We start from the raw sequence: 17,317 nt of genomic DNA, 5'->3' as shown, positions 1-17,317 counted from the left end.
CGTTACGGCGCTTGTTTCTTCGGCTCGCGTACCTTGTACCAGGCCACATACAGCGCCGGCAAAAACAGCAGCGTCAGCAAGGTGGCGATGATGATCCCGCCAATCATCGCGTAGGCCATCGGCCCCCAGAACACTTCCCGGGCAATCGGGATCATCCCCATACTCGCCGCCGCTGCCGTCAACAAAATCGGCCGACGCCGATGTTCCGTGGCCTGCACCACCGCGTCCCACGGCGTATAACCGCTCTTCTCGAAAGAATCGATTTGGGTCACCAGAATCACCGAGTTGCGGATGATGATGCCGATCAGCGCCAGAATCCCGAGGATCGCCACGAAGCCCATGGGCGTGCCGGTCGGAATCAGCGCCAGCACCACGCCGATCAAGCCGAGCGGCGCGACGCTGGCCACCAGGAACAGCTTCTGCACGCTGTGCAACTGGATCATCAGGAAGGTCGCCATCAAAAACAGCATCAACGGCACCACCTTGGCAATCGGCCCCTGGGCCTTGCCGCTTTCCTCCACCGTACCGCCAGTGGCGACTTTGTAGCCCACCGGCAAACCGGCGGCGAACTTGTCGATGTCCGGTTGCAACTGCTTCACCAGGTCGGTCGGCTGAATCTCGTCGCGCACCGCAGCCTTGATGGTGATGGTCGGTTTGCGGTCACGACGCCATACCAGCGGTTGCTCCAGTTCGTAGCGCACCGTGGCGAACGCCAGCAGCGGTATCGAAGTGCCGCCGGGGGTGACGATCTGCAAGTTCTGCAAGGTTTCCGGGCTGCCGCGCTCGGCATCTTCAGCGCGGCCGACCACGTCGATCAGGTAGATGTCGTCATCGACCTGCGTCACCGGCGAGCCGACGACGATGCTGTTCATCAGGTTCGCCACGTCTTCCGACGACAGCCCCAGTTGCCGCGCCTTGTCTTGCGCGATGTCGATGCGTAGCACTTTGCCCGGCTCGTTCCAGTCGTAAATGATCTCGCCGATGTGCGGGTTTTTATCCAGTTCAGTGGCCAGGGCGATCGCGTGTTTGCGCACTTGATCGATGTCTTTACCGCTGACCCTGTATTGAATCGGACGCCCCACCGGCGGGCCCATTTCCAGGGCCTGGACGTAACTGCCGATGCCGACGAAGTCTTCACGCAAGCGCTTTTGCAAACGAGCAGTCAGCGCCGTGCGTGACTCCAGGCCTTTGCTGACGATCACCAGTTGCGCGTAGTACGGGTTCTGCAACTGCTGGTCGAGAGGCAGGTAGAAACGGATCGCACCCTCGCCGATGTAGGTGCTCCAGCGCACGATGTCCGGGTCGCCCTTGAGCGTCGCTTCAAGCTTGTCCACGGCTTTGCGGGTTTCGGCGATCGAGGCGTTTTGCGGCAGGTTCAGGTCGACGAGGATTTCCGGGCGGTCCGAGGACGGGAAGAACTGGTTCTGCACGAACTGCATGGAAAACACCGAGAGCACGAACAGCGCCACGGTGATACCGATGGCCCACCAGCGATTGCGCATGGCCCACAGCAGGCCGCCATTGAACGCCCGACCGATGCGCCCTGGCTCTGCGTCGTGAGGTTTCACATTGCTGCTCAGAATATGCACACCGAGTACCGGGGCGAACAGCACGGCGACGATCCATGACACCAGCATAGCCACCGCGATCACCGCGAACAGCGTGAAGGTGTACTCACCGGCGGAGCTCGCGTTCAAACCGATCGGCACGAAACCGGCGACGGTAACCAGCGTGCCGGTGAGCATCGGGAACGCCGTCGAGGTGTAGGCGAAGGTCGCCGCCTGTTCTTTGGTTTCGCCCATTTCCAGGCGCGTGACCATCATCTCCACCGTGATCATCGCGTCGTCCACCAGCAGGCCGAGGGCGATGATCAGTGCTCCGAGGGAAATCCGCTGCATGGTGATGCCACTGTATTCCATGAAGAGGAAGACCATCGCCAGCACCAACGGAATCGAACACGCCACCACCAGCCCGGCGCGCACGCCAAGGCTGACGAAGCTGACGATCAGCACGATCACCACGGCTTCGAACAACGCACTGGTGAAACCGCCAACAGCTTCTTCCACCACTTCGGCCTGATCGGAAACGTTGTGCACGCCAACGCCCACCGGCAGGTCGGCCGTCAGCTCGTTCATACGCAGATGCAGCGCCTTGCCAAATGCCTGGATGTTGCCGCCCTTCTTCATGGCGATTGCCAGGCCGATGGCTGGCTGGCCGTTGAAACGAAACTCCGGGGTGGCAGGATCGACATAGCCACGGCTGATGTCGGCGATGTCGGCCAGGCGGTAGAAGCGGTCGTTGAGCTTCAGGTTGACGTTGGCCAGGTCTTTCTCAGAGGCAAACTGCCCCGAGGTCCGCACCGAAATCCGCTCAGGGCCGGCCTCGATCACTCCCGCCGGGGTCACGGCATTCTGTGATTGCAGGCTCTGCACCACCTGGCGCTGATCGATGCCGAGGGCGGCGAGTTTGCGGGTGGAGAAGTTCAGGTACAGCACTTCATCCTGCTCGCCGATCATTTCGACCTTGCCCAACCCTGGCACTTCACGGATTTCGGCACGCACCTGTTCCACGTAATCGCGTAGCTGGCGCATTGACAGGCCGTCAGAGGTAAAGGCATACACCGAACCGAACACGTCACCGAACTCATCGTTGAAGCCCGGCCCTTGCAGGCCTTGCGGGAAGTCGCCGCGGATGTCGTTGATCTTCTTGCGCACCTGATACCAGATTTGCGGAATGTCCTTGGCGCTGGTGGTGTCGAGCAGATTAACGAAGACCGTCGATTCACCGGGGCGGGTGTAGCTTTTCACGTAATCGAGCGAGTCGAGTTCTTCGAGTTTTTTCTCGATCCGGTCAGTGACCTGCTTGAGGGTTTCTTCCTGGGTCGCGCCGGGCCAGCGGGTCTGGATCACCATGGTTTTGATGGTGAACGACGGGTCTTCTTCGCGGCCCAGGTTCAGGTAGGAGAACACGCCCATCAACAGCGCGACGAACATCAAATACCAGACAAACGACTGATGCTTGAGGGCCCACTCGGATAAGTTGAAACTCCCTTTCATTGCGGGCTGCCCTCGTCAATTCTCACTTTCTGCCCCGGTTTGAGGCTATTCACACCGGCACTGACCACCCGCTCGCCGGACTTCACTCCGTTGGCCACGACTACCGTGTCGTCGGTCCGGCTGACCAGGCTGACCTCCCTTGGGGCAACGGTTTGCGTCTGTGGATCGACGACCCAGATCCGTGTTTTCCCATCGACCTCCTGCAATGCGCTCGCCGGCAGTTCGAGGCGTGGTTTGATTTCAGAGCTGAGGGTCACGCTGATCGCCGTGCCGAGATGAAAGCCCGGCGGCGTATCGGTCAGGCTCAGGCGGGCGCGACGGGTACGGGTCGCGCTTTGGGCCTGGGGTTCGATTTCACGCACGATGGCGGTGCTGGTGATGCTCGGGTCCAGCTGCGAGGCGACCTGGAACACCACGTCGGCCGGCAAATCATCGACCAGGGTGTCGGGCAAGTCGATCACCGCTTCCTTGATGTCCGGCTGCGCCAGGGTCACCACTTGCTGGCCGGCGGTCACCACTTGCCCGGCTTCGGCATTCCACGCGGTGACAATGGCTTTGTGATCGGTGCGCAGCTCGACGTAGTTGAGTTGGTCCTGCGCCTGGTTGACGGCGGCCCTGGCTTGATCGAGGGACGCCTGGGTGGTTTTCAGTTCGGTCTGGGCGATGTCCAGTTGTGCCTGGGCACCGACCCCGCGATTGAACAACTCCTGCTGACGCCGGGCGTTGGCCTGGGCATTGATGAGCTGCGCCTGAACACGCGCCAGATCACCCTGGGCCGAGCGCAACTGGTTCTGCTGATCGGTGGGGTCGAGGGTGGCGAGCAAGGCGCCTTTCTGGACTTCGGCGCCGACATCGACATTGCGGCTGGCGATACGCCCCGGCACCCGGAAACCGACATTGCTTTCGTAACGGGCCTGAATGCTGCCGGCGAACCGGCCGAGATCCTCTTGATGGAGCGCTTTCACTTCCACAGACAACACCGGCCGCACCGGTTCTGGCGGCGCTTCTTCCTTGGAACAGGCGACCAGCAGTACAGCGGCGGACAACAGCAACAGGTGCTTCATGGTTGGGCTCCTGTGGTTGGGGTCTGATCGGTATTTTCGACGACCTCCACCCGTACGCCCGGGTGCAGCAACTGGCCGCCCGCGGTGACGACTTTTTCGCCACCGGTGAGGCCGGCGCTGACAATGACTTTGCCGGTCAGGTAACGGCCAACGGTGACCGTGTGCAACTGCGCCTTGCCCTCGGCGTCCACCAGCCACACGGCCGGGTCGCTGAGGTTTTTGGTCAGGGCCGCCCAGGGCAGTTCCACTGCGGTTTTACCCACTGGCTTGGCCGTGGCGCTCACCACCGAGCCGAGCTGCATGCCTTCAGGGAGACCGTCGAGGCTGACTTTGACTTGCACCGTGCCGGTCTGCGCGGACACCGCTGGCGTGACCTCCCGAACGGTGCCCGTGGTCTTGACCTTCGGATTGTCGAGCAGGCTGACCACAATCGATCGGTCCGACGGCGGCTCGGTCAGCAGCGATTCGTAAACGTTGAACACCGCGTCACGCTCGCCATCCCGGGCCAGGCTGAAAATCGGCACCGTGGCCTGCACCACCTGGCCGACTTCGGCCTGGCGCGCGGTAATCACGCCTGGCGCATCGGCAATCAACGCGGTGTAGCTCAGTTGATCGCGGGCGTTGGCCAATTGCGCTTGAGCCGCGCTCAATGCGCTCTGGCTGCTGCGCAAGGCCGCTTGGGCGGAGTCGTATTCGCTCTGGCTGGTGTAGCCCTTGGGCAGGAGTTTTTGCTGGCGAACGAAGGCGGCGGCAGTCTGTTTGACCCGCGCCTGCTCGGCAACCACCTGGGCCTGGGCCGAATCGACATTGGTTTGCAGGTCTTTGGGGTCAAGCCTGGCCAGCACTTGTTTGGCCGACACCCGGTCACCGACATCGACCATGCGCTGGATGATCTTGCCGCCCACGCGGAACGACAACTCGGTCTGGACTCGGGCCTGAACATCACCGGTGAGTGTCACCGCGGCGGCGTAATCGGTTGGCTTGACCTCTTGCACGAAGACTCGCGGACGGTCCTTCTCGACGGGCTTTTTTTCACCACAGGCGGTCAGCAAGGCGAAGAGGCTCAGGCCAACCATTAATTTCAATCCGGGACCCGCCATGCAGACTCCTTTGCGTTGTACGTACGTGCCAGTGACGATACGACTGTGAGCTTAGAACAGGGTTCAACAGGTGCACGGGTTTGCTACGTACCTTATGGCCTGGGGACTATCCTGTGGCGAGGGAGCTTGCTCCCGCTCGGCTGCGCAACAGACGCAAACCTGCTATCTCGTTTTGCCTGACACACCTCGTTTAACTTTTTTGAGCCGCTTCGTAGCCCAGCAAGAGCAAGCTCCCTCGTCACAGACGATCACAGTCGCCGACGATAAGACAAACTGGCGGCCCCTGCTGCAGGAAGCTCCCCATGCTCAAAACCCTCGCGGTGGCCAACTACCGCTCGATCAATAAATTGGTGATTCCGCTCGAACGGCTGAACCTGATCACCGGCCCCAACGGCAGCGGTAAATCCAATCTCTACCGCGCCTTGCGTCTGCTGGCGGAAACTGCTCAGGGTGGAGTGGTCAATGGCTTGGCACGCGAGGGTGGGCTGGATTCGACCTTCTGGGCCGGGCCGGAAACCATCACCCAGCGCATGCGCACTGGTGAAATCCCGGTCCAGGCAACCATGCGACACGGCGTCAAGCGCCTGCGCCTGGGGTTTGCCGGCGAAGACTTCAGCTACTCGATCGCGCTGGGCCTTGCGGAACCGAGTCTTTCCGCGTTTTCTCTGGACCCGGAAATCAAAAGGGAATGCATCTGGTCCGGGCCGTTCTATCGCCCGGCCAGCCTGCTGGTGGATCGCGACGGCCCGATGATTCGCACACGGGCCGGACGCGGCTGGGAGGTGCTGTCCCAGCACACGCCGAATTTCGACAGCCTGTTCGATCAGGTTGGTAGCTTGCGTACCTCGCCGGAAGTCTTGCAGCTGCGTGAATTCATCCGCCGCTGGCGCTTCTACGATCACTTTCGCAGCGATGCCGAAGCTCCGGCGCGACAACCACAACTGGGCACTCGCACGCCGGTGTTGCACCACGACGGTCGCGACCTCGCGGCGGCATTACAGACCATCCGCGAAATCGGCGATCCCGAAGCCTTGCAGGCGGCGATCAGCGATGCGTTCCCCGGCGCGACGCTGAACATCGCACTGCTGCAAGGTGGCCGATTTGCAATCGAGTTTTATCAGGAAGGGTTGTTGCGGCCACTGTCCGCCGCCGAGTTGTCGGACGGGACGTTGCGCTATCTGTTGCTGGTCGCGGCATTGCTGACACCCCGGCCGCCGACGCTGATGGTGCTGAATGAGCCGGAAACCAGTCTGCATCCGGACTTGTTGCCGGCGTTGGCGCGGTTGATTATTCGAGCGTCCGAACAGTGCCAGGTGTGGGTGGTGTCCCATGCGCGGCGCTTGATCTCGGCATTGCAGCAAGACCCGGAATGCAATTGCATTGTGCTGGAGAAAGATTTCGGCCAGACCGGGATGGTCGGGCAGCGGATGCTGGATGAGCCGGTGTGGTATTGGCCCGACTGAGACACACTGATCGTTCCCTCGCTCTGTGGCGAGGGAACAAGCTCCCTCACCACAGGTGGGAACGATCAGCTGAAGCCAATCACCCCTGCCACTTCCCACCCTCGACAATCACGCTCTCAGGCCTGGTGTCATCGCTCAGCTCTTTACGCACGTACTGGTCGTACAGCTTGAGCAAAAACTTATCCTCACCCAGCTTCGCCAACTCCGCATTCACCCAATCACGCAGTTCGATGTTGCCCTTCTTTACCGCCGGGGCGATCGGTGCTTCGGCGCCCAACTTCTGCTCCAGTACACGGTAGCCCGGGTTTTGTTTGGCCCAGCTGAACAGCACCAGATTGTCCTGCGCATAAGCGTCGCCGCGACCATTGGCCAGGGCTTGCAGGGACTCGGAGTTTTTCTCGAACTTCAGCAGTTTCCAGTCCGGGTGATTTTTGGTCAGCCAGACATCGGCTGTGGTGCCCGTGGTCACGATAGTCGTGCGGGTCGCCAGGTCATCGAGGGTCTTCACCGAACTCGCCTGCGGCACCAGCGCCTGCACCGCCACCTTGAGGTTCGGGTTGGTGAAGTCCACCGCTTCCTTGCGCTCCGGGGTGACGGTCATGTTGGCCAGGATCAGGTCGACCTTGTCGCTTTGCAGGAATGGAATCCGGCTCGCCGGCTCCACCGCCACGAACTCGACTTTGTTTTCATCGCCCAACAGATCCTTGGCGAATTGGCGGCCAATGTCGGTATCGAACCCCACGTAGCGCCCGGCTTCATCGACAAAACCGAACGGCGGTTTGTCGGTGAACACGCCGACAATCAGCTTGTCCCGGGCTTTGATCTTTTCCAGGTAACCGGCCGGTGCGCTGCTGACGCTGGCGACTTTCGGCTTGGCCGGCTCTTCGGTTTTGTTGCAACCGGCCAGCAGCGCCAGGCCGAACAGCGGGAGTAGCAGCAGAGAAGACTTGGCAGTTTTCATGGCAGTTCCAATTCCTTTATTTGAGTCGTTTTGGGTAGTGCGGCGACGAAGGAGAACTTCTCCAGGAACTGCTGCGCTCGTGCGGTTTGCGGGTTCGTAAAGAAAATCTCGGGGGGTTGTTGCTCAAGGATGCGCCCGGCGTCCATGAACACGATGCGGTCGGCCACGGCGCGGGCGAAGGCCATTTCGTGGGTGACAATCAGCAGGGTCATGCCCTCGCGGGCCAGCCCCTGAATCACTTCGAGTACCTCCTTGACCATCTCCGGGTCGAGGGCGGCGGTGACTTCGTCAAAGAGCATGACTTGGGGGTTCATGCACAGCGAACGGACGATGGCGATGCGTTGCTGCTGACCACCGGAGAGCTGACGCGGGAACGCGTCGCGCTTGTCCAACAGGCCTACGCGCGCCAGCAAGGCTTCGGCCTGGGCACGGGCTTCGCGGCGGTCGCGCTTCTGCACTTTCACCGGGCCAAGCAGCACGTTATCGAGCACGCTCATGTGCGGAAACAGGTGATAACTCTGGAATACCATGCCGATCTGCTGACGCACTTCGCGCCAGTCGGTGCCCTTGTCCAGCAACTCACGCCCGGCAAAATTCAAGCTGCCGCTGTGAGCGACTTCCAGGCCGTTGAGGCAGCGCAGCAAGGTGCTTTTGCCACAGCCGCTGGGGCCGAGGATGACGATCACTTCGCCCGTTCTCACCTTCAGGTCGATGCCGTTGAGCACCTGCTGCTCGCCGAAAAACTTGTTGAAACCCTTGAACTCGATCAATGCGCTCATGCTTGCGTCCAGCGCCGCTCCAGCACGCGGGAAGCGGCTGACAGCGGGTAGCAGATGAAAAAGAAAAACAGAAACAGCGCGCCGTAGATCAGTACCGATTCGTAGGTGCGCTCGATGATCTGCTGGCCGACCTTGATCACGTCCACCACGCCGATCAGCACCGCCAGAGAGCTGGTCTTGATGATCCGCGTGTAGACGTTGATGGTCGGCGGCGTCATGCGTTTCAGCGCCTGGGGCAGCAGCACGTAGCCATAGAGTTGCGGGCCGTTCAAGCCAATCGACAATCCCGCTTCTCGCTGGCCGCGCGGTAACGAATGCAAGGCGCCGCGCACCACTTCCCCGACTTCGCTGGCGCCCCACAGCGACAGCACCAGCACCGCGCACCAGAAGCTCGGAATGCTCAGGCCGAAAAAAATCGGCAGGCCGAAGAACAACAAATACAACCAGACCAGCACCGGGATCGCCCGGAACAATTCCAGATAAACCCGCAGCATTGCGTTGAGCCATGTCGAATTCAGCGTGCGCAACACGCCGTAGAGCACCCCGCCGACGGTGCTGAAGGCGATGCTCAGGAATGAAATCGACAAGGTTTGTGCAGCGCCCTTGCCCAATTGCGGCAACGACACCATGAGCAACTCAAGACCCGAACTGGCCATGCTGGAGCCTCCTTTCCAGACGGCTGAGCAGCAGCGACAACGGCAAAAACAACAGCACGCAGATCAACGTCAGCACGGCGAGCATTTCGTAGGTTTTGTAATAGAGCGCGATGTAGCTCTTGGTGGTGTAGAGAATCTCCGGCACCGCCACCGCCGAGACCACCGTGGTTTCCTTGAGCAGGAATATGAAATTGGCGAACAGCGACGGCAGGCTGAGGATGCCGGCCTGCGGCAAGATCACGTAGCGCAGCAATTGCCCGTGGGACAAGCCTATTGAACGACCGGACTCAAGTTGCGCCTGGGGCACCGCATCCACGCCGGCACGCAAGACTTCGGTGAGGTAGGCTCCGCCGAGAAAGGTCATGGTGATGATCGCTGCGGCGAAGCCCGAGACTTTGATGCCCAGGGCCGGCAAGGCGAAGTAGACGAAGAACAACTGGATCAGCAATGGCGTGTTACGCGCCAACTCCACATACAGCCCGACCAGGCGCTGCAGGTAAGGCGTGCGAAACACCAGAATCGTCGCGTTGACCAGCGCCACCAGCAATGAAGTGCCGATGGCGATGAAGCCGACCTGCAGCGTCACGCCAACGGCTTTGAGAAACGCCGGCACGGTGCTGAGGATAAATGCGTAATCGAAGGTCATTGAACATCCTGTACGCCGCTCGGTAAGCGACGATGGCGCAGTCCATGGGCAGTGGATAACCACCCGGCAGGCGCCAACTTTAAAGGTATAAAAAGAGGAATTTAAATACCGTTAAAGCATATTGATATCACGCAAAAAACTATTCTGCGGATTTGCGACGGCAGCGGGGGACGGTTATTTTCCTTTGCGCTGTAGGAGGGATCTTTTTTTCAAAATGCCCCTCCAAGGACGTGCAGCTTTTGGCCAGACTCCCCCGGCCGAACCATCACAAGGAAGAGAACATGGCTGACGTAAAAGTGCCGCCGCGGCTGGATCCGCAGGACATCGTGAAATTGCTGGTGGCGCTGCGCAGGGCGTTGAAGGCCAGAGAGGCCTAGACCGAGAGCAGGTTCCCTGTGGCGAGGGAGCTTGCTCCCGCTGGAGGCCGAAGGACTCCCAACCCATCCAGCGCGGTGTATCAGTCATAAAGTACTGGCTGGGTTTACGACTGCTTCGCAGCCGAGCGGGAGCAAGCTCCCTCGCCACAGATAATACGAACACGCAAAAACGCCGACGCTATCGAAAGCCGTCGGCGTTTGAAACCTTGAAGGGTTCGAGACTGCAATCAATCAGAACGCCGGCAGTACCGCGCCGCTGTATTTCTTGTCGATGAACGCCTTCACTTCCGGGCTGGTCAGGGCCTTGGCCAGTTTCTGGATGGCAACGCTGTCCTTGTTGTCCGGACGTGCCACCAGGAAGTTCACGTAAGGCGAATCGGCACCTTCGATCACCAGCGCGTCTTTAGCCGGGTTGAGGCCCGCGTCCAGCGCGTAGTTGGTGTTGATCATGTCCAGATCGACCTGGTCCAGAACACGCGGCAGCATGGCCGATTCCAGTTCCTTGAACTTGAAATTGTGCGGGTTCTTGGCGATGTCTTTCGGGGTGGCCAAAGCGTTTTTCGGGTCTTTCAACTCGATCAGGCCAGCCTTCTGCAGCAGGATCAGGGCACGGCCGCTGTTGCTGCCTTCGTTCGGGATGGCGATGGTTGCGCCGTCCTTCAGCTCAGCCAGGGTTTTGACTTTCTTCGAGTAGCCGCCGAACGGTTCGACGTGCACGCCGATCACAGTCACCAGGTTCGTGCCTTTGCCTTCGTTGAAGCTTTTCAGGTACGGCAGGGTCTGGAAGTAGTTGGCGTCCAGACGCTTCTGATCGACCTGCACGTTCGGCTGAACGTAGTCGGTGAAGACTTTGATTTCCAGGTCCACGCCTTCTTTGGCGAGGGTAGGCTTGATCAGTTCAAGAATCTCGGCATGTGGAATCGGCGTCGCCGCAACCACCAGTTTCTCGCCAGCCTGGGCCAGACCCGCGGTCAGGGCAGCCGCCAATGCGGTGAACAACAGAACCTTTTTCATGCAGTGTCCTTATCGAAAATCACGGTCGTCATCGACGACGGCTAAATGTTTAGGTGCCAGTGAAGTGCTATCGCTGGCGTGACGCGGACGATACCGGGATTTTTTATTCCCGAACAATATCTTTTATTCACTTTCATATTCCATTTTATTCATACAGCCCCCCTTCCATAAATCCATGCACGACCCTGCAGGAGCGCGACTTGCCCACTAAGCCGTCCTCCAGACAGACCGAGTTGTCTGATTCGCGAGCAAGCTTCGCTCCTACAGAAGCCCCGTCGCTTTGAGCAGGTCTTTCAAGGCCTCTTTTTCGGCGGCGGAGCCGCTGCCGAGGATTTTTTTCAGTTGCTGCTCGATCTGTAGCAAGGATGCAGGCGCCTCGGGCAGATTCAAATGCTCCGGCAAAATCTCATCGCCCGTACTCACCAGCAGCGCAAAGTGAATGACGTTCTCCAGCTCTCGGGTGTTGCCCGGCCAACTGTGTTGCTCCAGCAGATGCTGCGCGGCTTCGCTGATCAATGGCACCGGCAGGTCGAGGCGCTGGCTGTAGATGCCGAGGAAGTATTCGGCCAGCGATAAAATATCGCCCACCCGCTCACGCAAGGCCGGCAGTTCGAGCTGGCCCTCGCTGAGGTAGTGATAAAGCCGCTCATGGAATTTTCCGGCCGCCACTGCCTGGGCCAGATCGATGCTGGTGGCCGCCACCAGACGCACGTCCACCGGGCTCGGCTGGTGCGCACCGACGCGGGTCACTTCGTGGTTTTCCAGGGCTGCGAGCAACTTGATCTGGATCGGCAGCGGCAGGTCGCCGATCTCGTCCAGGTACAAGGTGCCGCCGTTGGCCGAGCCGAACCAGCCGGCACGACTGCTGGCCGAACCGCTGTAACTGCCGGCGGCATAGCCGAACAGTTCAGCATCGGCGTAAGTCGGGCTGATCGCGCCGCAATTGACGGACACGAACAACCCGCCACGATCACTGGCGCGATGGATGTGCCGCGCCAGCAGTTCTTTACCGCTGCCGGTTTCACCGCGAATCAACACCGAGATCGAACGTGGCGCCAATTGTTCCAGCTCCTGGCGCAATTGCCGGGAACGCGGATCGACAAACACCAGCGCCTTGGCGCGGATGCTCAGCGGGCTTTTCTCCGCATCGGGAAAGGTCAGCAATGGCTGACCGAAGGTTTCATGCAAACTCATGGCAGACTCCCGCCCAAAACCGCCGGGAGACGGGGGCGATTTTTAAAGAAAAAGAATGAGGTTCAAGCGCGACGCAGGGCGTGCTGTTCCATGCGATTCTGCAACCGATAAAGGTAGGCAAAACCCTGCTCCCAGCGCCGGTGACCGGACTTCACGTTGATGTGCCCGGCCCCCGATAAAATCCCCGCCTCGGCGCCCCACTGACGCGCCAGTTCAAGCGCGCGTGGCGCGCTCACGGCGGCGTCGTTGTCAGAGCTGACGACCTGGCTCGGGAACGGCAATAAATGGGTCGGGATCGGCGCAAAGTTGCGTAGGGCCGGCGCGCAGGCCGGGCGCTCGACGTCCGCCGGCGCGACCAGCAAGGCGCCGCGCACTTGACGCAAAAATTGCAGCGGCGCGGTGGCTGCCCAATGGGCAACGGTGATGCAACCCAGGCTATGGGCGATCAGGATCACAGGCGTGCTGTCGGCGGCAATCGCCTCGGCCAACGCTGCGACCCAGTCTTCACGACGAGGCGTCAGCCAATCGGCCTGCTCCACCCGCGCGCTGTTTGGCAGACTGTTCTGCCAGTGGGTTTGCCAATGATCTTCTGGCGATCCTTGCCAGCCCGGCACAATCAGGTAGCGAATTGATTCGTTGCGCATGGGGGAGCTCTCCTGCTGTGTGTCTGTTCCTGATCGAGTATAGGGAGGAGAGTTATATTCGTTAAGGAATAAGAAGCTATTTATTAAGACCAATATCGAATATGTGTTTGCCCGAAATAAAAAAGGGGCCGCACCCTGCCAAGGAGACGGCCCCGGAAACTCAAAATCTGTTTGCGCTGATCAACAATCCTGAAGCCGATGATTGGCGAAATCGGTTATCCAATAAAGGAATATTTAATTACTTTATTAGACCTAAATCACATATACGAATCATCTTCGGCAATCGCCGACCCCTCGCTGCTTGCGTCACAACTTAGCGTCCCTTTGGGTCAAATTGATGACGAGCGTTTTTCGCCTTTGAGTTTCCGGGTGCCTTGCTCAAACCTGAGCGGGATGCACTTGACGGGGTTCTGTGGTCGCCTTGTGCGCAAATCGGTTCGCCCGTGCAAACGTCCCGAAATCATTGAACCGAACCCCCATCTCACGCATCACCTCATGCGCCACCGGCACCGTCATCTGGCGGATGTAAAACGGCTCCTTCACCACAAAATGATGGATCCCGTGGCTGCTGCCGAAGTTGAAGCAGAACGCCTGCAACGGCCACAGCCACCAAGGGTTCAAGACCTGAGTCTGCTGAATCACATTCCCCGGCTCGACGTCACCGTAGTAGTGCATGTTCGAGCTGACAAAGTGCAGGCAGAACGTGCGCAACACGTTCGGACCGATGATCACCACGACAGCGATGTCGATCACTTGCATCACCGCCAATGTCGTCGCCGACCATTCGATGGGCGCCCCCGATAGATGCGCGATGCCGTTGGCGGCGTGAAAACCGAGGAACACATACCACGCCCCCCAATGCATCAGCGCCAGCGGTGCGTAAACTTTCAGGGAGCGCTTGAGGATGCTGAACTTGTGCGCCCAGGTCTTGGCCCGCAGCATGCGGATAAGCGCCGACATCACGTTGTCGCCAACCATCAACAGCCGCGCAAAACCCCAGGGCTCACCGTTGGTGATCGCCCGCTCTTCCATGTCGGCTTCAGTGCCGGACACCTTGTGGTGGTTGAGGTGCAAATGGCGGCGGATCCACGGATTGATGGTGCTCGGCCGCGCCAGCCACACCAGGCCCATCATCAGGTTATGCGGCACCCGCTGTTTGCGAAAATACATGCTGTGGATCAGGTCATGCTCAAGTTCATGGGTCAACGAGGCGAAAAACGCGTTGACCAACAAGCATGCCCACCAGTCCATGTATCCGTTGATATAGAGCACTGCCGAACCGATCATCCCGGCCAGGGCGAAGGCCAGGATGCCCGCACCCAAGGCGTCCTGATGGTTGAGAATCGGGTAGCGCCGACGCAACTCGACGCCCTTGGCCAATACCACCTGGCGAATATGCGCTGATCGTTGTGCTGCATTCAGTCGCTGGGGACTTGCAGAAGTACCGTCCATGCTTCCATCCTTTGGTTATTGATGTTCGCATCCTGCCCTGTGATGCTTCACACAGCGGTAGCCGTGAACGCCAACCTGTTGACCGGACGCGCCAATCGACATGACTGAACCGACCTCCCTCGCCAGCTGGACCCGCGCCCTGCGCAAGCAGCTCGATGCGCTGGGCCTCGACAGCACCGCCCTGTGCCGACAGGCGGGGCTCGATCCGCAGTTGATGGACGACCCGAACGCCCGTTACCCGTTGTCCGGCACCACACGCCTGTGGGAAATCGCGGTGCAGGTCAGTGGCGACCCGGCGATTGGCTTGCGGGTGTCGCGGTTTGTCAGCCCGACCACGTTCCATGCGCTCGGGTATGCGTTGGTGGCCAGCGGCAGCTTGCGGGAAGTGTTCGAGCGCATCGTGCGTTATCACCAGGTGGTCAGCGATGCGCTGGACCTGGAGTTGACCCGCGCCGAGGATCGCTACCGCTTCCGCCTGAAAATCCCCCAAGGCAACCCCGCGCCAGCCTTCGAAGCCATCGACGCATTCGCGGCGATTTACGTGCGCACCTGCCGTAACCGGCTGGGCCGCGACTACGCGCCGCTGGCGGTTTATCTGCGCCGTCCGGAACCTGCCGACCCGCATCAATGGCACAAAGTGTTCCGTTCGCCGGTGTATTTCGCCGCCGAGGAAGACCGACTGGAATTCGCCCTGGTGGATTTCGACAGCCACCTGGACGACGCCAACCCGGAACTGGCCGAACACAACGAGACCGTGCTCAAACGCACCCTGGCGCAACTCAAGCCCCTGACCTGGGAGCGCAAGGTTCGCGACGCCATTGAAGAGCAACTGCCTGAGGGCGAACCGTCGGCCGATCGCATCGCCGAAGCACTGCACTTGAGCTTGCGCAGCCTGCAACGACACCTGGCGGACGAAGGTTGTCGGTTCGATACGCTGCTCAACGAAAGTCGGGAAAACCTGGCGCTGCTGCACCTGCGCGACCCGCAATGCTCGTTGAGCGAGGTCAGTTATCTATTGGGATTCGCCGACACCAGCAGCTTCAGCCGCGCGTTCAAGCGCTGGACGGGAATGACGCCGGGGCAGTTTCGGGATGGGTTGCGGTAATAGATCCGCAAGGCGTGTTGAGATTTCCGGCCCCATCGCAATTTCTCAAGCACCACTGAAACCGCTACCGCCCCCGATCCCGCCGCAACAGCTTGCGCACCCGCTTCACCAGCTCGCTGACGGTAAACGGCTTGAGCAGGTAATCATCCTCATGCAGCTCCAACCCGCGCAGCCGGTCCTCGATGCCGTCCGTGGTGGTGAGCAACAGCACCGGCGTATCGCCGAGCTTGCGGATCTGCTGCAGCAACTGCCAGCCGTTGAGCCCCGGCAGCATCACGTCGAGGATGATCAATTCATATTCGCCAGATTCGATAAAGCGTCGGCCGTCCATGCCATTGAGCGCTACATCCACCGCATAACTCGCTTCGCTCAGGCCTTTGGCCAGGAGGCTGGCGGTCTCGGGTTCGTCTTCCACTAACAGCACACGCATGGCACACCTCGATTGTCGTCTTCACAGGCTAGGCGCGTTCGTGGACAAAGCCCATCAATAAAATCGACAGCGCCTGCAAGTGCACATCAAACCACCGCCAACGCCCGCAACCGCCGCGCATCCAGAATCTCGATCTCGCCATACCTGAGATTCAGAATCCCCTGCCCCTGCAAGTCCTTGAGGATCTGGTTGGTGGTCTGGCGCGACAGCGACAGCATCGACGCCAGTTGCTCCTGCGGCAGTTGCAGAACGCGGCGCGGCAGGTCGATTTCACCATAGCCCTCGGCGATCATCAGCAAGCGATGGGCCAGGCGTGCTGGGGCCGGCATCAGGCTCAGCTGTTCGAGGTTGATGAAGGTCAGGCGCAGTTTGTGGCTCATCAGCAATGCCAGTTGCCGCCAGTACACCGGGTGTTCGTCGAGCAATGCCAGCAGCGCTGTTTGCGGGATGTGCAACAGAATGCACTGGCCTGTGCCGAACGCGTCGTGGGTTCGCGGCTGACCATCGAACAGGCAGATTTCGCCGAACCAGTGCGGCGGCTCCACCAGGCTCAGCAGCGCTTCCTTGCCCTGCTCATTCACCGCGCCAATGCGCACCGAACCTTCAAGCACCGCATACAACCCGCACGGGGGATCACCGCGTTTGAACAGCAGTTGCCCCGGCGATAGGCGCCGAATCCTGGCGATTGCCAGCAGACTATCCTGTAAGGAAACAGGCAAGTGACTGAACCATTGCCCCGTCATCAGGCGTGAACGCCAAACCTGCATGTCCATGAAAACTCCTGGAGATTGTCGCCTGGCTGACAGAGCGAGAGATGAACCCGGGGCATCATCAATCACTCTACAGGAGGAATAACAATGAAAAGCCTCGTTGACCATCTCAGTCAATACGCCGCCTACCACCGTGATCCGCGCAATATCGCCAGCCACTTCGTGGGCATTCCCCTGATCGTCGTGGCGGTCGCGGTGTTGCTGTCGCGTCCGCAATGGGCCGGGGGCTGGCTGTCACCGGCAGTGCTGGTGTCACTGATGTCGGCGTGGTTTTACCTGCGCCTGGAACTACGGCTGGGGGTGCTGATGACGGTATTGCTGGGTCTGTCGGTCTGGCTGGGGCATATGCTTGCGCAGCAGAGCAAATTCGTCTGGCTTGGCGCCGGCATCGGGATGTTTGTGGTGGGCTGGGCGATACAGTTTGTCGGTCATCATTACGAGGGGCGCAAACCGGCGTTTGTCGATGATGTGACGGGGTTGATTGTCGGGCCGTTGTTTGTGGTGGTGGAAGCAGGCTTCCTGCTGGGGCTTCGGACCGAGCTGAAACGAGCCATCGAAGAACGCGCCGGGCCAGTGGCCTTGCGCAATCAACGCTCCGCCGCCTGA

Annotated in this window: 16 protein-coding genes; 3 read left to right on the top strand and 13 right to left on the bottom strand. The window is 60.2% G+C overall.

The genetic code is table 11. The features are described 5' to 3' along the window. Nucleotides 1-2: 2 nt before the first annotated feature. The 3 genes from PGR6_RS01010 to PGR6_RS01000 are packed head-to-tail and all read right to left on the bottom strand — an operon-like array spanning nt 3 to nt 5,220. On the bottom strand, nt 3-3,056 hold the full coding sequence (locus PGR6_RS01010) for an efflux RND transporter permease subunit (RefSeq protein ID WP_018929344.1): 3,054 nt from the start codon (nt 3,054-3,056) through the stop codon (nt 3-5). Continuing rightward, entirely contained in the window at nt 3,053-4,120 is a 1,068-nt protein-coding gene (locus PGR6_RS01005) for an efflux RND transporter periplasmic adaptor subunit (RefSeq protein ID WP_064615807.1), read from the bottom strand. Before PGR6_RS01005 ends, PGR6_RS01010 begins: the two co-directional genes overlap by 4 nt. Beyond that, nucleotides 4,117-5,220 carry an efflux RND transporter periplasmic adaptor subunit gene (locus PGR6_RS01000; RefSeq protein ID WP_064615805.1) on the bottom strand — a complete coding sequence of 368 codons (1,104 nt, stop codon included), beginning with the start codon at nt 5,218-5,220 and terminating at the stop codon, nt 4,117-4,119. The genes PGR6_RS01005 and PGR6_RS01000 overlap by 4 nt, the downstream gene beginning before the upstream one ends. Before the next feature lie 302 nt (nt 5,221-5,522). Here PGR6_RS01000 and PGR6_RS00995 point away from each other — a divergent pair, with 302 nt between their 5' ends. Beyond that, the gene (locus PGR6_RS00995) at nt 5,523-6,683 is read left to right on the top strand and encodes an AAA family ATPase (protein WP_064615803.1); all 1,161 of its coding nucleotides are present in this window, start codon (nt 5,523-5,525) and stop codon (nt 6,681-6,683) included. A 79-nt stretch (nt 6,684-6,762) separates the two neighbouring features. On the opposite strand, the gene PGR6_RS00990 is transcribed toward PGR6_RS00995, so the two are convergent. The 8 genes from PGR6_RS00990 to PGR6_RS00955 form a co-directional block, all read right to left on the bottom strand. Then, nucleotides 6,763-7,644 (bottom strand): transporter substrate-binding domain-containing protein, encoded by an 882-nt coding sequence (locus PGR6_RS00990; RefSeq protein WP_064615801.1) that lies wholly within the window; start codon nt 7,642-7,644, stop codon nt 6,763-6,765. Then, nucleotides 7,641-8,423: an amino acid ABC transporter ATP-binding protein gene (locus PGR6_RS00985; RefSeq protein WP_064615799.1), complete on the bottom strand. Its 783-nt coding sequence runs from the start codon at nt 8,421-8,423 to the stop codon at nt 7,641-7,643. Before PGR6_RS00985 ends, PGR6_RS00990 begins: the two co-directional genes overlap by 4 nt. Continuing rightward, nucleotides 8,420-9,079, bottom strand: a complete 660-nt coding sequence (locus tag PGR6_RS00980; protein WP_018929350.1) for an amino acid ABC transporter permease — start codon at nt 9,077-9,079, stop codon at nt 8,420-8,422. Before PGR6_RS00980 ends, PGR6_RS00985 begins: the two co-directional genes overlap by 4 nt. Then, nucleotides 9,060-9,725 (bottom strand): amino acid ABC transporter permease, encoded by a 666-nt coding sequence (locus tag PGR6_RS00975; protein ID WP_064615797.1) that lies wholly within the window; start codon nt 9,723-9,725, stop codon nt 9,060-9,062. The genes PGR6_RS00980 and PGR6_RS00975 overlap by 20 nt, the downstream gene beginning before the upstream one ends. 608 nt (nt 9,726-10,333) lie before the next feature. Continuing rightward, nucleotides 10,334-11,116, bottom strand: a complete 783-nt coding sequence (locus PGR6_RS00970) for a MetQ/NlpA family ABC transporter substrate-binding protein (protein WP_007941045.1) — start codon at nt 11,114-11,116, stop codon at nt 10,334-10,336. Between the two features lie 261 nt (nt 11,117-11,377). Beyond that, nucleotides 11,378-12,310: a sigma 54-interacting transcriptional regulator gene (locus PGR6_RS00965; RefSeq protein ID WP_018929353.1), complete on the bottom strand. Its 933-nt coding sequence runs from the start codon at nt 12,308-12,310 to the stop codon at nt 11,378-11,380. 62 nt (nt 12,311-12,372) lie between these two features. Continuing rightward, nucleotides 12,373-12,954 carry an alpha/beta hydrolase gene (locus PGR6_RS00960; protein WP_064615794.1) on the bottom strand — a complete coding sequence of 194 codons (582 nt, stop codon included), beginning with the start codon at nt 12,952-12,954 and terminating at the stop codon, nt 12,373-12,375. A gap of 378 nt (nt 12,955-13,332) precedes the next feature. Next, on the bottom strand, nt 13,333-14,406 hold the full coding sequence (locus tag PGR6_RS00955; RefSeq protein ID WP_064615792.1) for a fatty acid desaturase: 1,074 nt from the start codon (nt 14,404-14,406) through the stop codon (nt 13,333-13,335). A 100-nt stretch (nt 14,407-14,506) separates the two neighbouring features. Here PGR6_RS00955 and PGR6_RS00950 point away from each other — a divergent pair, with 100 nt between their 5' ends. Beyond that, nucleotides 14,507-15,511, top strand: a complete 1,005-nt coding sequence (locus PGR6_RS00950; RefSeq protein ID WP_019581709.1) for an AraC family transcriptional regulator — start codon at nt 14,507-14,509, stop codon at nt 15,509-15,511. Between the two features lie 64 nt (nt 15,512-15,575). Here PGR6_RS00950 and PGR6_RS00945 read toward each other — a convergent pair whose 3' ends face one another. Together PGR6_RS00945 and PGR6_RS00940 are read right to left on the bottom strand one after the other, a co-directional pair. Next, nucleotides 15,576-15,941 carry a response regulator gene (locus PGR6_RS00945; protein ID WP_019581708.1) on the bottom strand — a complete coding sequence of 122 codons (366 nt, stop codon included), beginning with the start codon at nt 15,939-15,941 and terminating at the stop codon, nt 15,576-15,578. Between the two features lie 86 nt (nt 15,942-16,027). Next, nucleotides 16,028-16,714, bottom strand: a complete 687-nt coding sequence (locus tag PGR6_RS00940; RefSeq protein ID WP_064615790.1) for a Crp/Fnr family transcriptional regulator — start codon at nt 16,712-16,714, stop codon at nt 16,028-16,030. A gap of 84 nt (nt 16,715-16,798) precedes the next feature. Here PGR6_RS00940 and PGR6_RS00935 point away from each other — a divergent pair, with 84 nt between their 5' ends. Further along, nucleotides 16,799-17,317 carry an Mpo1 family 2-hydroxy fatty acid dioxygenase gene (locus PGR6_RS00935; RefSeq protein ID WP_064615789.1) on the top strand — a complete coding sequence of 173 codons (519 nt, stop codon included), beginning with the start codon at nt 16,799-16,801 and terminating at the stop codon, nt 17,315-17,317.

Origin of the sequence: Pseudomonas sp. GR 6-02 (assembly GCF_001655615.1) — a bacterium.
GTDB lineage: Bacteria > Pseudomonadota > Gammaproteobacteria > Pseudomonadales > Pseudomonadaceae > Aquipseudomonas.
This window is presented reverse-complemented; position numbering and strand designations above follow the sequence as displayed.

Bases quoted from the DNA above. Each gene is read 5' to 3' on its own strand.
- PGR6_RS01010 (WP_018929344.1), bottom strand. From the start codon at position 3,056: ATGAAAGGGAGTTTCAACTTATCCGAGTGGGCCCTCAAGCATCAGTCG.
- PGR6_RS01005 (WP_064615807.1), bottom strand. From the start codon at position 4,120: ATGAAGCACCTGTTGCTGTTGTCCGCCGCTGTACTGCTGGTCGCCTGT.
- PGR6_RS01000 (WP_064615805.1), bottom strand. From the start codon at position 5,220: ATGGCGGGTCCCGGATTGAAATTAATGGTTGGCCTGAGCCTCTTCGCC.
- PGR6_RS00995 (WP_064615803.1), top strand. From the start codon at position 5,523: ATGCTCAAAACCCTCGCGGTGGCCAACTACCGCTCGATCAATAAATTG.
- PGR6_RS00990 (WP_064615801.1), bottom strand. From the start codon at position 7,644: ATGAAAACTGCCAAGTCTTCTCTGCTGCTACTCCCGCTGTTCGGCCTG.
- PGR6_RS00985 (WP_064615799.1), bottom strand. From the start codon at position 8,423: ATGAGCGCATTGATCGAGTTCAAGGGTTTCAACAAGTTTTTCGGCGAG.
- PGR6_RS00980 (WP_018929350.1), bottom strand. From the start codon at position 9,079: ATGGCCAGTTCGGGTCTTGAGTTGCTCATGGTGTCGTTGCCGCAATTG.
- PGR6_RS00975 (WP_064615797.1), bottom strand. From the start codon at position 9,725: ATGACCTTCGATTACGCATTTATCCTCAGCACCGTGCCGGCGTTTCTC.
- PGR6_RS00970 (WP_007941045.1), bottom strand. From the start codon at position 11,116: ATGAAAAAGGTTCTGTTGTTCACCGCATTGGCGGCTGCCCTGACCGCG.
- PGR6_RS00965 (WP_018929353.1), bottom strand. From the start codon at position 12,310: ATGAGTTTGCATGAAACCTTCGGTCAGCCATTGCTGACCTTTCCCGAT.
- PGR6_RS00960 (WP_064615794.1), bottom strand. From the start codon at position 12,954: ATGCGCAACGAATCAATTCGCTACCTGATTGTGCCGGGCTGGCAAGGA.
- PGR6_RS00955 (WP_064615792.1), bottom strand. From the start codon at position 14,406: ATGGACGGTACTTCTGCAAGTCCCCAGCGACTGAATGCAGCACAACGA.
- PGR6_RS00950 (WP_019581709.1), top strand. From the start codon at position 14,507: ATGACTGAACCGACCTCCCTCGCCAGCTGGACCCGCGCCCTGCGCAAG.
- PGR6_RS00945 (WP_019581708.1), bottom strand. From the start codon at position 15,941: ATGCGTGTGCTGTTAGTGGAAGACGAACCCGAGACCGCCAGCCTCCTG.
- PGR6_RS00940 (WP_064615790.1), bottom strand. From the start codon at position 16,714: ATGGACATGCAGGTTTGGCGTTCACGCCTGATGACGGGGCAATGGTTC.
- PGR6_RS00935 (WP_064615789.1), top strand. From the start codon at position 16,799: ATGAAAAGCCTCGTTGACCATCTCAGTCAATACGCCGCCTACCACCGT.